General features: G+C 72.6%; 11 protein-coding genes. 5 read left to right on the top strand and 6 right to left on the bottom strand.

Translation table 11 applies throughout. From position 1 onward, the window contains the following. The first annotated feature begins 331 nt into the window (after positions 1–331). Entirely contained in the window at positions 332–778 is a 447-nt protein-coding gene (locus JK364_RS37520; protein WP_201855856.1) for a PTS sugar transporter subunit IIA, read from the top strand. Between the two features lie 105 nt (positions 779–883). Beyond that, positions 884–2,554 (top strand): phosphoenolpyruvate--protein phosphotransferase, encoded by a 1,671-nt coding sequence (gene ptsP, locus JK364_RS37515; protein ID WP_201855855.1) that lies wholly within the window; start codon positions 884–886, stop codon positions 2,552–2,554. Positions 2,555–2,626: 72 nt separating this feature from the next. Here ptsP and JK364_RS37510 read toward each other — a convergent pair whose 3' ends face one another. Then, positions 2,627–3,595 carry a DUF8829 domain-containing protein gene (locus JK364_RS37510; RefSeq protein ID WP_201855854.1) on the bottom strand — a complete coding sequence of 323 codons (969 nt, stop codon included), beginning with the start codon at positions 3,593–3,595 and terminating at the stop codon, positions 2,627–2,629. Between the two features lie 22 nt (positions 3,596–3,617). Continuing rightward, positions 3,618–5,033: an MFS transporter gene (locus tag JK364_RS37505; RefSeq protein ID WP_307841489.1), complete on the bottom strand. Its 1,416-nt coding sequence runs from the start codon at positions 5,031–5,033 to the stop codon at positions 3,618–3,620. Between the two features lie 47 nt (positions 5,034–5,080). Between JK364_RS37505 and JK364_RS37500 the strand changes: the two genes are divergently transcribed. Continuing rightward, positions 5,081–6,514, top strand: a complete 1,434-nt coding sequence (locus tag JK364_RS37500; protein WP_201855853.1) for an aminotransferase class I/II-fold pyridoxal phosphate-dependent enzyme — start codon at positions 5,081–5,083, stop codon at positions 6,512–6,514. A 432-nt stretch (positions 6,515–6,946) separates the two neighbouring features. Here the strand turns inward: JK364_RS37500 and JK364_RS37495 are convergent, their stop codons facing one another. Beyond that, positions 6,947–8,965, bottom strand: coding sequence for an acetoacetate--CoA ligase (locus tag JK364_RS37495; protein ID WP_201855852.1), 2,019 nt, complete (start codon positions 8,963–8,965; stop codon positions 6,947–6,949). 209 nt (positions 8,966–9,174) lie between these two features. Here JK364_RS37495 and JK364_RS37480 point away from each other — a divergent pair, with 209 nt between their 5' ends. Continuing rightward, positions 9,175–11,811: a glycoside hydrolase family 31 protein gene (locus JK364_RS37480; RefSeq protein WP_230993072.1), complete on the top strand. Its 2,637-nt coding sequence runs from the start codon at positions 9,175–9,177 to the stop codon at positions 11,809–11,811. A gap of 428 nt (positions 11,812–12,239) precedes the next feature. Further along, complete coding sequence (locus JK364_RS37475) at positions 12,240–13,040, top strand: M15 family metallopeptidase (RefSeq protein WP_201855876.1); 801 nt, start codon at positions 12,240–12,242, stop codon at positions 13,038–13,040. A gap of 7 nt (positions 13,041–13,047) precedes the next feature. On the opposite strand, the gene JK364_RS37470 is transcribed toward JK364_RS37475, so the two are convergent. Genes JK364_RS37470 through JK364_RS37460 form a run of 3 tightly spaced genes read right to left on the bottom strand, consistent with a single transcriptional unit; the run spans position 13,048 to position 15,944 of the window. Continuing rightward, positions 13,048–13,860, bottom strand: a complete 813-nt coding sequence (locus JK364_RS37470) for an ABC transporter permease (RefSeq protein ID WP_201855851.1) — start codon at positions 13,858–13,860, stop codon at positions 13,048–13,050. A 55-nt stretch (positions 13,861–13,915) separates the two neighbouring features. Then, positions 13,916–14,761: an ABC transporter permease gene (locus tag JK364_RS37465; protein WP_201855850.1), complete on the bottom strand. Its 846-nt coding sequence runs from the start codon at positions 14,759–14,761 to the stop codon at positions 13,916–13,918. Position 14,762: 1 nt separating this feature from the next. Then, entirely contained in the window at positions 14,763–15,944 is a 1,182-nt protein-coding gene (locus tag JK364_RS37460; RefSeq protein ID WP_201855849.1) for an ABC transporter substrate-binding protein, read from the bottom strand. Positions 15,945–15,970 lie beyond the last annotated feature (26 nt).

Below are 15,970 nucleotides of genomic sequence, written 5' to 3'. Positions count from 1 at the left end.
ACACGCTATCAGACTATTTCCGGCTCTCCGTACCCGTGCCTCTCGCAAGGCATGCGAAAGCGGATCCGAGATTTGGATCAAGTTACTGATGGCGCCGCCCTGAACCTGGATGTACACGCAGATGTCCGCGGTGCTTCATCCGGTGGGCAGGGATACGACAGTACAGCGCCCCGCGCGGCCGTGGCAAATCGATTCCTGGCCCGGGCACCCCCTCCTGCCTGCGCCACGTGTGCGGAATCCGTAGTTCCTATGACTTACTCTTCTGGGCAGTGCGCTGTCCGGGACAGGTGGTGACGGCGCGTGATGAATCTTCACCTCCCGGGAGGCTCCCATGACCAGCGTGACCTCACCGGTCGCCGGCCGCGTGATCGGACTCGAAGCGGTGCCCGATCCGGTGTTCTCCGGCGCCATGGTCGGTCCGGGCACGGCGATCGACCCAGTCCTCGAGCCCTTCGTGGCCGTGGCCCCGGTCGACGGCATCCTCGTCTCTCTGCACCCTCACGCGTTCGTCGTCGTGGACGGGGAGGGGCACGGTGTGCTCACCCACCTCGGCATCGACACCGTGCAGCTGAACGGTGAGGGCTTCGAGGTCCTCATCAACAAGGGGGACACCGTCAAGCGCGGTGACGCGATCGTGCGCTGGGACCCGGCCACCGCCGTGGCCGCGGGCAAGTCGCCGATCTGCCCGATCGTGGCGCTCGAGGCCACGGCCGATGCCCTGTCCGACGTCAAGGAAGACGTCGATGTGAAGACGGGCGACACACTCTTCAACTGGTGAGCCGGGCGTGCGCCCGGCGGCCGATGGGGACCGGGCCGGGCGGCGCACCGCGGGTACGACATCCACCATGGCGGGGTTCCGCCGTATCGACCGGGGACGGGTGACATGGAGACAACGCTGCGAGGCGTCGGCGTGAGCCACGGGGTGGCCATCGGCGAGGTGCGCCATATGGGGACGGCGGTCCTGGAGCCGCCGGCCAAGCAGATTCCGGCCGACGAGGCTCCGCGTGAGCAGGGTCGGGCGCGCCAGGCGGTGGAGGCCGTGGCGGCCGACCTGGTCGCGCGCGGCAATCTGGCCGGGGGCGAGGCTCAGGCCGTGCTCGAGGCGCAGGCCATGATGGCGCAGGACCCGGAGCTGATCGCCGATGTCGAGCGGCGGATCGCCGTGGGCAGCACCGCCGAGCGCGCGGTGTACGACGCCTTCGCCGCCTATCGGGCGCTGCTGGCGGGGGCCGGTGACTATCTGGCGGGCCGGGTGGCCGACCTCGACGATGTGCGGAATCGGATCGTGGCGCGGCTGCTGGGTGTGCCGATGCCGGGTGTGCCGGACAGCGATGAGCCGTATGTGCTGATCGCGCGAGATCTCGCCCCCGCCGACACCGCGCTGCTCGACCCGACGCTGGTGCTGGGGTTCGTGACCGAGGAGGGCGGGCCGACCAGCCACAGCGCGATCCTCGCCCGTGCCCTGGGGGTGCCGGCCGTGGTCGCACTGCCCGGTGCCGGGGATCTGGTCGAGGGAACCCTGATCGCCGTCGACGGCAGCACCGGTGAGATCTTCGTGTCCCCGAGCGAGGAGAAGCGGGCCGAGCTGACGCGGGCCGCCGAGGAGCGCCGGGCCGCGCTGGCCGCCTCCTCCGGTCCGGGCGCGACGTCGGACGGGCACAAGGTGCCGCTGCTGGCGAACGTCGGCGGACCGGCCGATGTGCCGGCCGCGGTCGAGGCGGGCGCCGAGGGTGTGGGGCTGTTCCGCACCGAGTTCCTCTTCCTCGACGACAGCAGTCAGGCGCCGTCGGAGGAGAAGCAGGTCGCGGCGTACCGGCAGGTGCTGGAGGCGTTCCCCGAGGGCCGGGTCGTGGTGCGGGTCCTGGACGCGGGCGCGGACAAGCCGCTGGCCTTCCTCACCCCGGCCGATGAGCCCAACCCGGCGCTGGGTGTACGCGGTCTGCGTACTCTGCTGGACCACCCCGAGGTGCTGCGGACGCAGCTCACGGCGCTGGCCAAGGCGTCGGAGGGGCTGCCGGTCTATCTCGAGGTGATGGCCCCGATGGTGGCCGACCGGCTGGATGCCAAGGCGTTCGCCGACGCGTGCCGCGAGGCGGGGCTGCGGGCCAAGTTCGGCGCGATGGTGGAGATTCCGTCCGCCGCGCTGCGGGCGCGCTCGATCCTCCAGGAGGTCGAGTTCCTCTCGCTGGGCACCAACGACCTGGCGCAGTACACCTTCGCGGCCGACCGTCAGGTCGGTGCGGTCTCGCGGCTGCAGGACCCGTGGCAGCCCGCGCTGCTCGACCTGGTGGCGGCGTCGGCGGAGGCCGCGCAGGCCGAGGGCAAGAGCTGTGGTGTCTGCGGTGAGGCCGCCTCCGATCCGCTGCTCGCGTGTGTGCTGGCCGGTCTGGGTGTCACCAGCCTTTCCATGGGTGCGGCCTCCATTCCGTATGTCCGCGCGACGCTGGCCAAGCACACACTGGCCCAGTGCGAGCGGGCCGCCTCCGCGGCGCGCGCGGCGGACACCGCGGAGGATGCCCGCCGGGCGGCGCAGGCGGTGCTGTCCGGCGAATGAGCCGGTGAGCTGTGAGATGTGAGATGTGAGATGTCGATGAAGGCGTCCCGCCGGGTGGCGGGACGCCTTCGGTCATTCCGGGCGGCTGAGCGGGATACCCGCCCGGTATTCGACGCCGTGCTCCGGCGGGATGGGTTCACCGGTCTCGGCGTCGGTGCAGTACGCGGTGAACACCTCCGCCTCGCTCAGCGGGCGCAGCCAGCCGTCCTGCAGCGCCCAGCCGCGGACCGTCTCCATGGAGTCCGCCACGATGGTGCGCAGCACCAGGCCGCCAGGGCTGCGCAGGGCGAACCCGCAGGCCAGGACGGTGCGGAAGACCAGCCCCGAGGGCTCGGCCAGCTTGGGCGGGCCCGCTTCCCTGGCGTCGGCGTGGAGCACGGCGACCAGTGAAGTGCCGTCCGCCGGGACGCTGCAGACCAGATGGTGGACGCCCGGCCCGACCGCCTCGACGACGGCGCGCAGCGCGGCCCCCGCGCGGTCGAAGGCGGCGCGGGCGGTGGTGTCTTCTCGGCACTCCCCTCGGTGGCCGGCGCGGGAGAGCAGCGCCGTGGCGTACTCCCAGGTGGCCTGCTCCTCGGCCACGCCGATGAGCCGTGGCACCAGGCGGGCGATCGGCTGGCCCTGATAGGTGACGGTGCCGCCCGCGACGGCCAGCTCCGCCGTATAGCGCGTGCGGCTCGTGGCGGTGTCCGGGTCGAGCCGGGTGTCCGCGCAGAACTCCTCGTAGGCGACGGGGTCGAAGAGGGCGACGGTGGTGTGGACGCCCTTGGCGGCGAGCGCCTTCAGCAGCCCCTCCATCTCCCGTAGATACGCTCCGTGGTCGTCGAAGGTGAACGACGCATAGTGCCGCATGGCGGCGAAGTCCCGCTCGTCGGCGAGCAGGGCCACGGTGCTGGGCACCTCTCTGCGGAGGGCGCGCCGGGTGGTCCGCCTCCTCGTACCCCGCCGCGTCGTCGGCTTCTGTGTCGTCGGCTTCTGTGTCGTCGGCTTCCTGTGCCCGCCCGGGCGGTTCCGGTGGCTCCTGCGTCCGGTGTGCGCCATGACTCCCCCTCAGCGCGGATGTTCAGTGCTCACTCACCGTAACCGGGGCCACTGACAACGCTCCGTCACCGCGGTCCCGTACCAGGTGGCGCTGGGCGCCGCACATCGCGGCGAGCCCGGAGCCGAGGCCGAGCCAGCCGAGGGGGCCCGCCGCGATCGCCGCCGTCACCGCGAGGGGTCCCGCGCTGCGCTGGACGGCCTGGGCCAGGCCGTGCACGCCGAGGTAGGCGCCCTGTGCGGTGGGCGGGGCGAGGACCACGGACAGCTCCCAGGAGATCGTGGCGTGCAGCATCTCCGCCACGGTGAAGGCGGTGGCGGCCAGCACCAGCGTGGCGGCCGCGAACCAGGGCGCGCCGGCGGTCGAGGCGGCCAGCGCGGCCCCGCCGACGAGAAAGGCACCGGCCAGTGGCCACAGCGAGGTGCGGGCGGTGTGCGGGGTGACGCCGAAGCGGGCGAACGGGACCTGGAAGAGCACCACGAGCAGATTGTTGAGGACGAGCAGCAGGGGGACGAGTTGGTGCGGTGTGCTGGTGGCCGTCACGGCCCACAGCGGCAGGCCGACCTTGAAGACCGAGTCGTCGAGGAAGAGGACGGCCTCGGTTGCGGTGTAGGCGAGATAGCGGCGGTCGCGCCAGGGGTTGGAGGCGGTGGTCTTCTGGGGTGCGGGTGCGGGTTCCGCGGGGGCGGACGCGGGTTCCTCGGCGGCGGATGCGCATTCCGCGGCGGCGAGTGCGGATCCCGTGGGAGCGGGTGCGCATTCCGTGGGAGCGGGTGCGGATCCCGCGGGGGCTGAGTCGCCGGATTCCACGGATGCGGATGTGGCCGCGATACGAGAGGCCGAGGGCGGTTCGGCACAGCCGAGGGTGAACAGCGCGGAGGCGACGAAGGAGAGCGCGTCGCCGGTCAGCAGCCAGCGGTAGACGGTGACCGTGCCGCCGGTGAGTGCCGCGGCCGCCGCGAGACCGCCAACCGCCCAGCCGACGTTCATCGCGGTGCGGCTGATGGCCTGGTAGCGGACGCGCTCGGGGCCCGCGACCCGGGTCGCGTACAGCTTGGTCAGGACAGCGGCCGCGCGGTCACCGAGGCTGCCCACCGAGGCGATGGCGAGCAGAAGCCGGAGGTCGGTGGTGGTGAGGAGGGCCAATGAGGCGGCGGCGCGCACCAGTTGGACGGTGATCAGGAGCGGGCGCAGCCGGACGCGGTCCGCGAGGAGGCCGCCGAGGGGCGGGCCCGCGATGCCGATCGCTCCGGATACGGCGAGCAGCACGCCGATTTCGGCGGTGCTGAGACCGGCGGCGAAGGTGAAGTAGAGCGTCGCGGTCGCGCCCCACAGACCGGAGCCGATCCGGTCGACGAAGGTGACGATCAGCATGCGTCGGCCGTCCCGGCCGCCGGGGATGCGGTCGCTGAGCGCGGTGCGGCGCGTTGGCTTGCCCACCCTGGCCCCCTTGACATTCGCTTTTGTATTGATACAGAGTTGCTTCTGTGGCGACACAATATGAGATCACCGGTGCGTCGGCCAAGGGGATTGCCGCGTCCGTCGAACAGGGCGTGGTGGAGGGGGCGTTGGCGCCCGGTACCGCGCTGCCTCCGGTACGCCGGCTGGCGGAGCGACTGAGCGTGAGCCCCGGCACCGTCGCGACCGCCTACAGGGAGCTGCGGCGGCGCGGGATCGTCGTGACCCAGGGGCGAGGTGGCACGGTGGTCGCTCCGACGCCCGCCGTCGCCTCGCGCCGCCCGCCGCCGGTCCCGGACGGGGTGCGCGATCTCGCGGGCGGCCACCCCGATCCGGCCTTCCTGCCCGCCCGGCTGCCGACCGCCCGGCTCTCCCCCGGAGTGCGGTCGCACCGCGCCCAGCCCCGGCTGGCCGGCCTGGAGGAGCTGACCCGCGCCTGGTTCGAGCGCGACGGCGTGCCCGCCGAGCACCTGACCTTCGCCCATGGCGCGCTGGACTGCGTGGCCCGGCTGCTGTCCGTCGAGCTCAGGCCGGGTGACGCGGTGGCGATGGAGGACCCCGGCTACCACCATCTACTGGACCTCGTTCCGGCGCTGGGGCTGCGGAGCGTGCCGGTGGCCGTGGACGACGAGGGGATCCGGCCGGACGCGCTGCGGGCCGCGCTGCGGGCGGGGGCGCGTGCGCTGATCTGCAGCCCGCGTGGGCAGAACCCTTACGGCGGCTGGTTTTCGGCGGAGCGCCGGGATGCGCTGCTGGGGGTTTTGGGTGAGGCGCCGGGTGAGGTGCTGGTGATCGAGGATGATCATGCGGCGGATGTCGCGGGGGTGCCGTTGTACAGCCTCACTGGGGGTGGTACGGGTGGCGTAGGGGGTGCGGGCGGCGCGGGCGGTGCAGGGGGCACGGGTGGCGCAGGGGGTGCGGGCGGCGCGGGCGGTGCAGGGGGCGCGGGTGGCGCTGCGGGCGGTCCGGCGCGGTGGGCGCACGTGCGTACCGTCTCCAAGCACCTGGGGACCGACCTGCGGTGGGGCGCGCTCGCCTGCGACCGTACGACGCTGGCGCGCCATGACGGCCGGATGCTGCTCACCTCGGGCTGGGTCAGCCATGTGCTGCAGGAGACGGTCGCCCGGCTGATGACCGACCCGGAGACCCAGGGCCTGGTGGCCGCGGCGCGGTCCGCCTACGCCCGGCGGCGTGAGGCCCTACTGGCCGCGCTGTCGGCCCGCGGCATCGCCGCGCACGGGGCGAGCGGGATGAACGTGTGGGTGCCGGTGCGGGACGAGGCGGCGGTGGTCAACGGGTTGCGGACGCGGGGGTGGTGGGTGGCGGCCGGTGCGAGGTTTCGGCTGGCTGCCGGGGCGGGGGTGCGGATTACGACGGCGGGGTTGGGGGAGGCGGATGCGGGGGTGTTGGCGGGGGATTTGGCGGGGGTGTTGGGGGAGGCGCAGGTGACGTATGGGGGGTAGGCGGGTCTTTCCCCCACCCCGCCCCTTCCCGAACCGGGGCGCGGCCCCGGCCCCCGCCGGGGCTCCGCCCCAGACCCCGTTTCGGGGGCTCCGCCCCCGCGCCCCCGCCGGGGGCTCCGCCCCTGGACCCCGCTCCTCAAACGCCGGAGGGGCTGGGGGTGGGGCTCCGCCCCGTACTCCTCAAGAACCAGAGGTTGGAGGTTGGCTCCCGCTCCTGGCACCCGATCCACAAGCCCCGGAGAGGCTGGAGGTGCGGCTCCACCGAGCTCCTTCAAACACCGGAGGGAGGCGGAGGGCGCAGCTCAGGCCCCATCCTCCGCAAACCCCGGAGAGGCTGGAGGTGCGGCTCCACCGAGCTCCTTCAAACACCGGAGGGAGGCGGAGGGCGCAGCTCAGGCCCCATGCTCCGCAAACCCCGGAGGGGCTGAAAGCTTAGGCCCCCGCCCCGCCCCTCTCCCGGGCCAAGCGCTCGTAGTACCGCAGCAGTTCCACATCGTCCACCGAGCCCGGGTTGACCGCCTTGTCCAGGGGCGTGCCCTGGAGGAGGCGCTTGACCGGGACTTCGATGCGTTTGCCGGTGAGGGTGTGGGGGACGCCGGGGACCTCGATGACTTCGTCGGGGACGTGGCGGGGGGAGAGCTGGGTGCGGATGGTGGTCTTGATGCGGGTGAGGAGTTCTTCGTTCAGGGTGGCGCCGGGGGCCAGGTGGACGAAGAGGGGCATCCAGTAGCCGCCGTCGGGTTGTTCGACGCCGATGACGAGGGATTCGCGGATCTCGGGGAGGCGTTCGACCGCCTCGTAGATGTCGGCGGAGCCCATTCGGACGCCCTGGCGGTTGAGGGTGGAGTCGGAGCGGCCGTGGATGATCACGGTGCCGCGGGTGGTCAGGGTGATCCAGTCGCCGTGGCGCCAGGCGCCGGGGAACATCTCGAAGTAGCTGTCGCGGTAGCGGATGCCGTCGGGGTCGTTCCAGAAGCGGACGGGCATCGACGGCATGGGGCTGGCCACGATCAGTTCGCCGACCTCGTCGACCACCGGTTCGCCCTGTGGGTCCCACGCCTGGAGGTCGGTGCCCAGGCCGGGGGCCTGGAGCTCGCCGATGTAGACGGGGAGGGTGGGCACGGCGCCCGCGAAGCAGCTGCACACGTCGGTGCCGCCGCTGACGGAGGCGATCCACATGTCCTCGGCCACCTCGTCGTGGATCCACCGGAAGCCGTCGGGCGGCAGCGGGGATCCGGTGGTGGCGACGCATTTCACGGCGGAGAGGTCGAAGTCACGGCCGGGGTGGACGTCGGCCTTGTGGCAGGCCATGACGTACGCGGCGGAGGTGCCGTAGAGCGTGGTGCCGGTGCGTTCGGCGACGCGCCACTGGGCGGCGGTGTCCGGGTAGCCGGGGCTGCCGTCGTAGAGGACGACGGTGGCGCCGACCAGCAGCCCGGACGCCAGGAAGTTCCACATCATCCAGCCGGTGGAGGTGTACCAGAAGAAGCGGTCGTCGGGGCCGAGGTCGCAGTGGAGGCCGAGCTGCTTGAGGTGTTCGAGCAGGATGCCGCCCTGGGACTGGACGATCGCCTTGGGCAGGCCGGTGGTGCCGGAGGAGTAGAGCACCCACAGGGGGTGGTCGAAGGGGAGCTGTTCGAAGACCGGTTCCACCGGTTCGCGGACGATGTCGTCCCACAGCAGCGTGGACTCGGGGGCGGGGGTGCCCAGCAGCGGGATGTGGACGACGGCGCGCAGGCTGGGCAGCTCGGCGCGCAGCTCGGTCACGGTGGCGGTGCGGTCGTGGGTCTTTCCGCCGTAGCGGTAGCCGTCGACGGTGAAGAGCACCACCGGTTCGACCTGCTGGAAGCGGTCCAGGACGCTGCGGGCGCCGAAATCGGGGGCGCAGGAGGTCCATACGGCGCCGACCGCGGCGGCGGCCAGGAGGGCCACGGTGGCCTGGGGGATGTTGGGGACGTAGCCGCTGACCCGGTCGCCCGGGCGGACGCCGAGGCGGCGCAGCTCGGCGGCGACCGCGCCGACCTGGCCGCGCAGCTCGGCCCAGCTGACCGGGCGGGGGTCGTGGACCTCGTCGACGTGGAGCAGCGCGGGGTCGTCGGCGCGGGCGGGGTCCTCGGCGGCGCGCAGGGCGTGCTCGGCGTAGTTGAGAGTGGCGCCGGGGAACCAGCGGGCGCCGGGCATGGTGGCGTCCGCGAGCACCCGCTCGTACGGGGTGGCGAAGCGCACCTCGAACCATTCGGCGACCGCCCGCCAGAAGGTCTCCAGCTCCGCCACCGACCAGCGGTGCAGCGCGGCGTAGCTCGCGGTCGGATCGTCCGGGACGGGCGCGGGGGCGCCGTGCCGCTCGGCCGCCCAGGCGTGGAAGGCGGTCAGCCGGGACCGGGTGATCCGGTCCGCGCCGGGCTGCCACAGGGGGTGCGGCCGGTGGTCGGAGTGGGCTGCGGTGGTCATGGGTGTCGGCTCCCGGGCTGTCCGCGTCGGATGTGTCCGTGAGTGGCACATCCGCCTCGTATGCGTCCGGTCAGGACGATGCCATGTGATCGACTCCCGCACCAGGGGCGCCACTCCACATCACAGGGCGGGATCATGTGCGGGGACCACAGGTGAACGGCAGTTGAACCATGTCTCTGCCGGGCGTCGGCAATGGCAGGCTGATCAGTATGGATGCGCGTGACCTGGTGCGGTCGGAGAAGCTGGTGCGGTCGGTGAGGGTGCTCTGCACCGCGCAGGGACTGCGGTCACTGCGCTCGGCGTGGCGGCGTCGGCGTTCCGACGCGGCCGGGCTGCCCCGCCGGGGCACCGAGCTGGCCCGGGTGCCGGGCGCGGTGCAGGGGGCCGAGCCGGAGCCGGGGGGCGGGGTGGTGCGGTTCGCGCGGTCCTCGCTGCGGGTGCGGGTGACCACGGGCGGCGCGGTGTTCTGCGGCTGGGACGGGGCCGAGCCGGAGCCGTCGTACGCGCTGGACGGGCCCTGCCCGGAGGCGGACGAGCGGGCGGCGCTGGAGCCGGACACCGATGGCGGCTGGCGGGTGGTGTCCGAACGGGTCACGGTGATGGTGGGGCGGACCGGCACGGTGGAGGTGCGTACCCCGGGCGGAGTGGTGCTGCGGCGGGATCTGCCGCCGCGGTGGTGGGAGCCGGCCGGGGCGCGGGGGTCGGCGGGGCCGGGAGCGGGGTCAGGGCTCGGGTCTGGGTCCGCGGAGTCGGGGCCGGGGACGGGATCCACCGCGCCGGGGCCGGGGACGGGATCCACCGGGCCACGGCTCGCGGAGCCGGGAGCGGGGTCCTCGGAGCCGGGGGCGGGGGCGGCGCCCGAACTCGCGGAGCCCGGACCCGCGGAGCCAGGGCTCGGGCCAGGGCTCGGGCCGGGGCTGGGCGGGGAGGGCGCACGCTGGCTCCAGCTGTCCGAAGTGGCCGCGGACGCGCGCTTCTTCGGGCTCGGCGGACGGGCCTCGGGGCCCCGGCTGCGGGACGGGGTGTACCGGCTGTGGAACACCGATCCGGGCGGCAGCTTCGAGCCGGGGGACGATCCGCTGTATCTGACCATGCCGGTGCAGCTCGTGGTGGCCGACGCGGGCACCCATCTGGTGTTCCACGACAACTCCTGGGACGGCACGGTCACCCTGCGGGAGGGCGAGGAGGGCGCGGGCTCCGGCCATGACCGGCCCGGCGGTTGCCGGACGCGGTTGGAGGGCGGCCCGCTGCGCTACTGGGTGATCGTGGGCACCACCCCGGCGCGGGTGCTGAACGGCTGGACGGCGCTGACCGGCGCCCCGGCGGTGCCGCCGCGGTGGGCGCTCGGCCATCACCACGCACGCTGGGGGTTCCACGACGCGGCGGAGGTCCGGCGGGTGGTGGCGGGCTACCGGGAGCGGGATCTGCCGCTGTCCGCGCTCCATCTGGACATCGACCACCTCGCCGGCCACCGGGTGTTCACGGTGGACGGCACGCGCTTCCCCGATCTGCCGGGGCTCGCCGCCGAGCTGCTCGAGGACGGGGTGCGGCTGGTGTCGATCGTCGACCCCGCGGTGAAGGCGGAGCCGGGCAACACGGTGTACGAGAGCGGGGCGGCGGACGACGTCTTCGTACGCGACGCCCGGGGGCGTGAGGTCCGCGGAGTGGTGTGGGCGGGCGAGTCGGCGTTCCCCGACTTCACCGATCCGCGGGTGCGCAAGTGGTGGGGCGGGCTGTACGCGGAGCGGCTGGCGCAGGGCTTCTCCGGAGTGTGGCACGACATGAACGAGCCGGTGTCGTTCGCCGCCTTCGGGGAGACCACGCTGCCGCGCTCGGCCCGCCACGCCCTGGAGGGCCGGGGCGGCGACCACCGCGAGGCGCACAACGTCTACGGGCTGGCGATGGCGCGGGCGGGCTACGAGGGGCTGTGCGAGCTGCGCCCCGACGAGCGGCCGTTCCTCTTCTCGCGCTCGGGGTGGGCGGGGCTGCAGCGGTACGGGGGCAGCTGGTCCGGCGATGTGGCCACGGGCTGGGCGGGGCTGCGGGCCTCGCTGTCGCTGGTGATCGGGCTTGGCCTGTCCGGGGTGCCATATTCGGGGCCCGACATCGGTGGCTTCACCGGCTCTCCCTCGCCGGAGCTGTATCTGCGCTGGTTCCAGCTGGGCGCCTATCTGCCGCTGTTCCGCACCCACTCGGCGATCTCGGCGGGGCGGCGGGAGCCGTGGGAGTTCGGCTCGCGGGTGCTGGAGCACGCGGCGGCGGCGCTGCGCGAACGGCAGCGGCTGCTGCCGTACTTCACCACGCTGGCGCAGCTGGCCGCGCGCACCGGCGCCCCGTATGTGCGGCCGGTGTGGTGGCGGACGCCCAAGGACCGGGCGCTGCGCGACTGCGAGGACGCCTTTCTGCTGGGGGACGCGCTGCTGGTGGCGCCGGTGCTGGAGGAGGGCGCCCGCCGCCGCCCGGTCCGGCTGCCGCGCGGCCGCTGGTACGACACGGTGACCGGCCGGGCGTACCACGGCCCCGGCCAGGTGGTGCTGGACGCTCCCCTGTCGGGCATCCCGGTGCTGGCAAGGGCCGGTTCGGTGGTACCGGTGGCGGCGCCGGGCGGCGGGGTGGAGCTGGAGGTGTGGACCCCGTCCCAGGGCCGCAAGGGCGCGGGCGCGGGCACGCTGGCCGTGGACAAGGGCGACGGCTGGGAGAAGCCGGAACTGCTGCGCTTCGCCACCCGGCTGCGGGACGGCGAGGTGACGATCGAGCTCGAGGGCGGCGGCGAGGTGGGCTACCCGATACGAGTACGGGGCGAGGCCCCACCCTCCGAGGACCGCCGCGGCCCCCGAACGAGCTGACTGCTGACCGCGGCGCGGTCTGCCCAGCGCGCCGCCCCGGGCGGCAACCGGGCAGGCCGCCGCACCAAGCGCTCCGCTGGAAGTGTCGCGATGCGTCGTCGGCCGACCGCGGCGCCGTCGTGGCTGGTCGCGCCCGCGCGGCGGAGCCGCACATCGGCACGGCCCCGCGCCCCTTCGGGGCGCTGCCCGAACCGTAGCGGACTTCCTCCGACCTGCTGAGTGAGCTCCCCCGGGCCCACCGGACTCACCGGACTGAGGCCGCGGCCCAGCGGAAGCGGACGAGGGCCGAACCGTGCCCCGGCGAAAGCCGGCGGCCCCGGACCACCGCGCGATGGTCGGAGCGGGAGCCCTGACGGCTCGTCCCACGAACGCGGACCCCCGCGGACGCGGGCTTGTTTTCGCCTCTCAGGGTGGGATAAGTGATGGGCATGCCAAGACTCGCCGTCGCGCTGCGTGCGCTCGTTCTGCCCGTTGCCGCTCTGCTGGCCGTCGCGCCGTACACCCCGGCGCGGGCGAAGGCGGAGCCCAAGGCTCCGAAGGAGTTCGTGGCTCTCCGGGACGTCGATCCGACGATTCGGCAGGAGATCCGCTACTTCACACCGCACAACTTCACCGGCGATCCGGTGGACGGCTATCGGCGGCCGATGTGCGTCCTGACCCGCCCGGCCGCCGAGGCGCTGCATCGGGCCCAGCGTCAACTGCTGCGGCGCGGCTACACCTTGAAGGTGTACGACTGCTATCGGCCGCAGCGCGCGGTGAACGACTTCGTGGAGTGGGCCAAGGACCTGGGCGATCAGCGGATGAAGGACGAGTTCTATCCGGAGGTCGACAAGACGCGGCTGTTCGAGGACGGCTATATCGCCGAGAAGTCGGGGCACAGCCGGGGCAGCACGGTGGATCTGACGATCGCGCGGCTGCCCGCGCTGCCCACGCGTCCGTATATGCCGGGCGAGAAGCTGGTGCCGTGTTACGCGGCCAAGAAGGACCGCTTCCCGGACAACTCCGTGGACATGGGCACCGGTTACGACTGCTTCGACACCCGCTCGCACACCCTCGATCCGCGGATCAAGGGGGTGCAGCGGGCCAACCGGCTGCTGCTCAAGGGGACGTTGGAGAAGCTCGGGTTCGTCAATCTGGCCGAGGAGTGGTGGCACTACACCTTCAAGCCGGAGCTGTTCCCGGACACCTACTTCGACTTTCCCGTCTCGCGCCGCTCGCTGACCGGCTGAGCGGGCCTCACAGCCGTCCCCCCGCCGTGTCCGAGGACAGCCGCTGGGCGATGTACACGGGCACCACGGACACCACGATGAGCAGCGCGGCGACGACGTTGACGACGGGGGCCTGGTGGGGGCGGGCCAGGTTCTCGTAGATCCAGATGGGCAGGGTGCGGGTGCCGGGCCCGGCGGTGAAGGTCGTGACGACGATCTCGTCGAAGGAGAGCGCGAAGGCCAGCAGCCCGCCCGCGAAGAGCGCCGAGCGCATGGCCGGAAAGGTGACGTACCGGAAGGTCTGCCAGGACCGCGCCCCGAGGTCGGCGGACGCCTCGGCCAGGGAGGGCGCGATACGGCGGAGCCGGGCGCCGATGTTGTTGAAGACGATGACGACGCAGAACGTGGCGTGCCCGACGACCACCGTGAACAGGCCGAAGCCGATGCCGATCGGGTCGAGGACGGTACGGAAGGCGGCGTTGAGGGCGATGCCGCTGACGATGCCGGGCAGCGCGATCGGCAGGACGAGCAGGAAGGACACGGTCCGCCGCCCGAAGAAGCGGTGGCGGTGGACGGCGTACGCGGCGAGCGTGCCAAGCACCAGGGCGATCGCGGTGGCGGCGAGTCCGGCCTTGAGCGAGGTGAGCAGGGCCTCGCGGGCGCCGTCGCTGTGCAGGGCGGCCCGCCACCAGCGGCCGGTGAGGCCGCTGGGCGGCCAGCCGAAGGAGCGGTCGGCGTTGAAGGAGTTGAGCAGCACCAGCAGCAGGGGGACGTAGACGATCGCGAGGCCGGCCGCGGTGACGCAGCCGAGGACCACTCGGGCGGTGCGCGAGAGACGCATGGGCCCACCTCCTGGGCGACTGGTGCGGCTGAGGCGGCTAGAGGGGCTGGAGGGGCTAGAGCGAGTCGAGGGCGCCCGCACGGCGTACGGCGGCCAGGTAGCAGACGATGAGGACCACGGGTACGGCGGAGAGCGCGGCGGCCATCGGCAGGTCCAGGGTGACCTGTGAGGCGATGACATTGCCCAGCAGCTGGGTCTTGCCGCCGACGATCTGCACGGTGAGGTAGTCGCCCAGGCTGAGCGAGAAGGTGAAGACGGATCCGGCGAGCACGGCGGGACGTACGGCGGGCAGGACGACCGAGCGCAGGGTCCGCCACGCGCCGGCGCCGAGGTCGGCCGAGGCTTCCAGCATCCGCTCGGGGAGCCGTTCGAGGGCCGCGTACACCGGCAGGATCATGTACGGCAGCCAGAGGTAGGCGAGCACGATGACGACGGCGGTGGTGCCGTAGCCGGGCCCGTGGAGCCCGAACGGGGCGAGGGCGGCGCCCACGACGCCGTCCTCGCCGAGCATGACCCGCCAGGCGTACGCCTTGACCAGATAGCCGGCCCACAGCGGGGTGAGCACGGCGACCAGCAGCGGACGCCGCCAGCGCCGCCCCGCGACCCGCGCCATGCAGAACGCCATGGGCAGGGCGACGAGCGCGTCGATGACGGTGACGGCGACCGCGATGGACAGGGTGCGCAGGGCGATGGTGCGGTAGACGGGGGTGGTCAGCAGCTCGTGGAAGTTGTCGGTGTTCCAGGTGTGGACGACGTCGGAGGTGAAGGAGTCGGTGGCCCAGAAGGCCGACAGCAGCAGGATGGCGAGCGAGCCCAGATAGGCCAGGGTCAGCCAGAGCAGGGGCGGGGCGAGGAGCGCGGTGAGGCGCAGCCGCGAGCCTGGGGTGGGCGCGGCGGGCATCTCAGCCCTTGACCTCCGTCCAGGCCCGGGTCCACTGGGCGTAGTCGGTGCAGGTGGCGTCCTTACGGCCGTCGAGGCACTCCTTGATGGGCGTGGTCCAGAAGTGGACACGCTGGAAGTACTTCTCGTCGTCCGCGTGGAAGATCGCGCAGTGGTTCGGGTCGGAGGTCTCGGCGCACGCCTTACGGTTGGACGGAGCCTCGCCGAAGTACTCCGCGACCTGGGCGTTGACCTTGGGCGAAACGATCCAGTCGAGCCACTTGTAGGCGCAGTTGGGGTGCTCGGCCTTGGCCGACACCATCCAGGTGTCGGACCAGCCGGTGGCGCCCTCCTTGGGGAGCACCGCCTTGACCGGGGCCTTCTCGGCCTCGGTGAGGTTGGCGATGACCTGCCAGGTGGTGCCGATGACGCTGTCGCCGCCCTTGAAGGCGGTGATCTCCTTCTGGTAGTCGCTCCAGTACTCCCCCACCGCCTTGTGCTGCTTCTTCAGCAGGGATACGGCCGCGTCGAGCTGCTTCTGGTCGAGCGCGTAGGGGTTCTTGATGCCGAGCGAGGGCTTGGCGCGCATCAGATAGAGCGCGGCGTCGGCGATGTAGATGGCCGAGTCGTAGGCGGTGACGTGCCCGGAGTACCGCGCGGAGTCGTCGAAGACGGCGCGCCAGGAGTCGGGCGCGGGCTTCACCTTGTCGGTGCGGTACATCAGGAGGTTGGCGCCCCGGCCGTGCGGAATGCCGTACATCCGGCCGTCCTTGGAGTTGAACGGCTGGTTTTTGAGGGCCGGGAAGATGTCCTTGTAGTTGGGGACCAGCTTGGTGTTGACGGGGGCCGCGTCGCCGGAGGCGATGAGGCGCAGGGTGGCGTCGCCGGAGGCGGAGACCGTGTCGTACTGCCCGGTCTTCATCAGCGAGACCATCTCGTCGGAGGTGCCGGCCGTCTTGGTGTTCACCTGGCAGCCGGTCTTCTTCTCGAACGGGTGAACCCAGTCCACCTTCGGGTCGTTGGAGCCGTCCTCGGCGTAGCCGGCCCAGGCGATGACGTTGACCTTGCCCTCGCCCTTGCCGAGTTTGTCGGGTGCGTGGCCGCCCTTGTCGTCGTCGCCGCCCGAGCCGCACCCGGCGGCGGTCAGCAGCAGCGCGCAGACGGCGGCCGCGGACCTCCACGCAGACGTCTTCCGTTTCCGCATCCGGTCCTCCTCGTCCCACTAGGCAC

The organism is Streptomyces endocoffeicus, from assembly GCF_016741935.1.
In the GTDB taxonomy this organism is placed as follows: Bacteria; Actinomycetota; Actinomycetes; order Streptomycetales; family Streptomycetaceae; genus Streptomyces; species Streptomyces endocoffeicus.
This window is presented reverse-complemented; position numbering and strand designations above follow the sequence as displayed.

Coding starts and splice junctions, on each gene's coding strand:
- JK364_RS37480 (WP_230993072.1), top strand. CDS start 9,175: ATGGATGCGCGTGACCTGGTGCGGTCGGAGAAGCTGGTGCGGTCGGTG.
- JK364_RS37520 (WP_201855856.1), top strand. CDS start 332: ATGACCAGCGTGACCTCACCGGTCGCCGGCCGCGTGATCGGACTCGAA.
- JK364_RS37475 (WP_201855876.1), top strand. CDS start 12,240: ATGCCAAGACTCGCCGTCGCGCTGCGTGCGCTCGTTCTGCCCGTTGCC.
- JK364_RS37510 (WP_201855854.1), bottom strand. CDS start 3,595: ATGGCGCACACCGGACGCAGGAGCCACCGGAACCGCCCGGGCGGGCAC.
- JK364_RS37495 (WP_201855852.1), bottom strand. CDS start 8,965: ATGACCACCGCAGCCCACTCCGACCACCGGCCGCACCCCCTGTGGCAG.
- JK364_RS37465 (WP_201855850.1), bottom strand. CDS start 14,761: ATGCCCGCCGCGCCCACCCCAGGCTCGCGGCTGCGCCTCACCGCGCTC.
- JK364_RS37460 (WP_201855849.1), bottom strand. CDS start 15,944: ATGCGGAAACGGAAGACGTCTGCGTGGAGGTCCGCGGCCGCCGTCTGC.
- ptsP (WP_201855855.1), top strand. CDS start 884: ATGGAGACAACGCTGCGAGGCGTCGGCGTGAGCCACGGGGTGGCCATC.
- JK364_RS37470 (WP_201855851.1), bottom strand. CDS start 13,860: ATGCGTCTCTCGCGCACCGCCCGAGTGGTCCTCGGCTGCGTCACCGCG.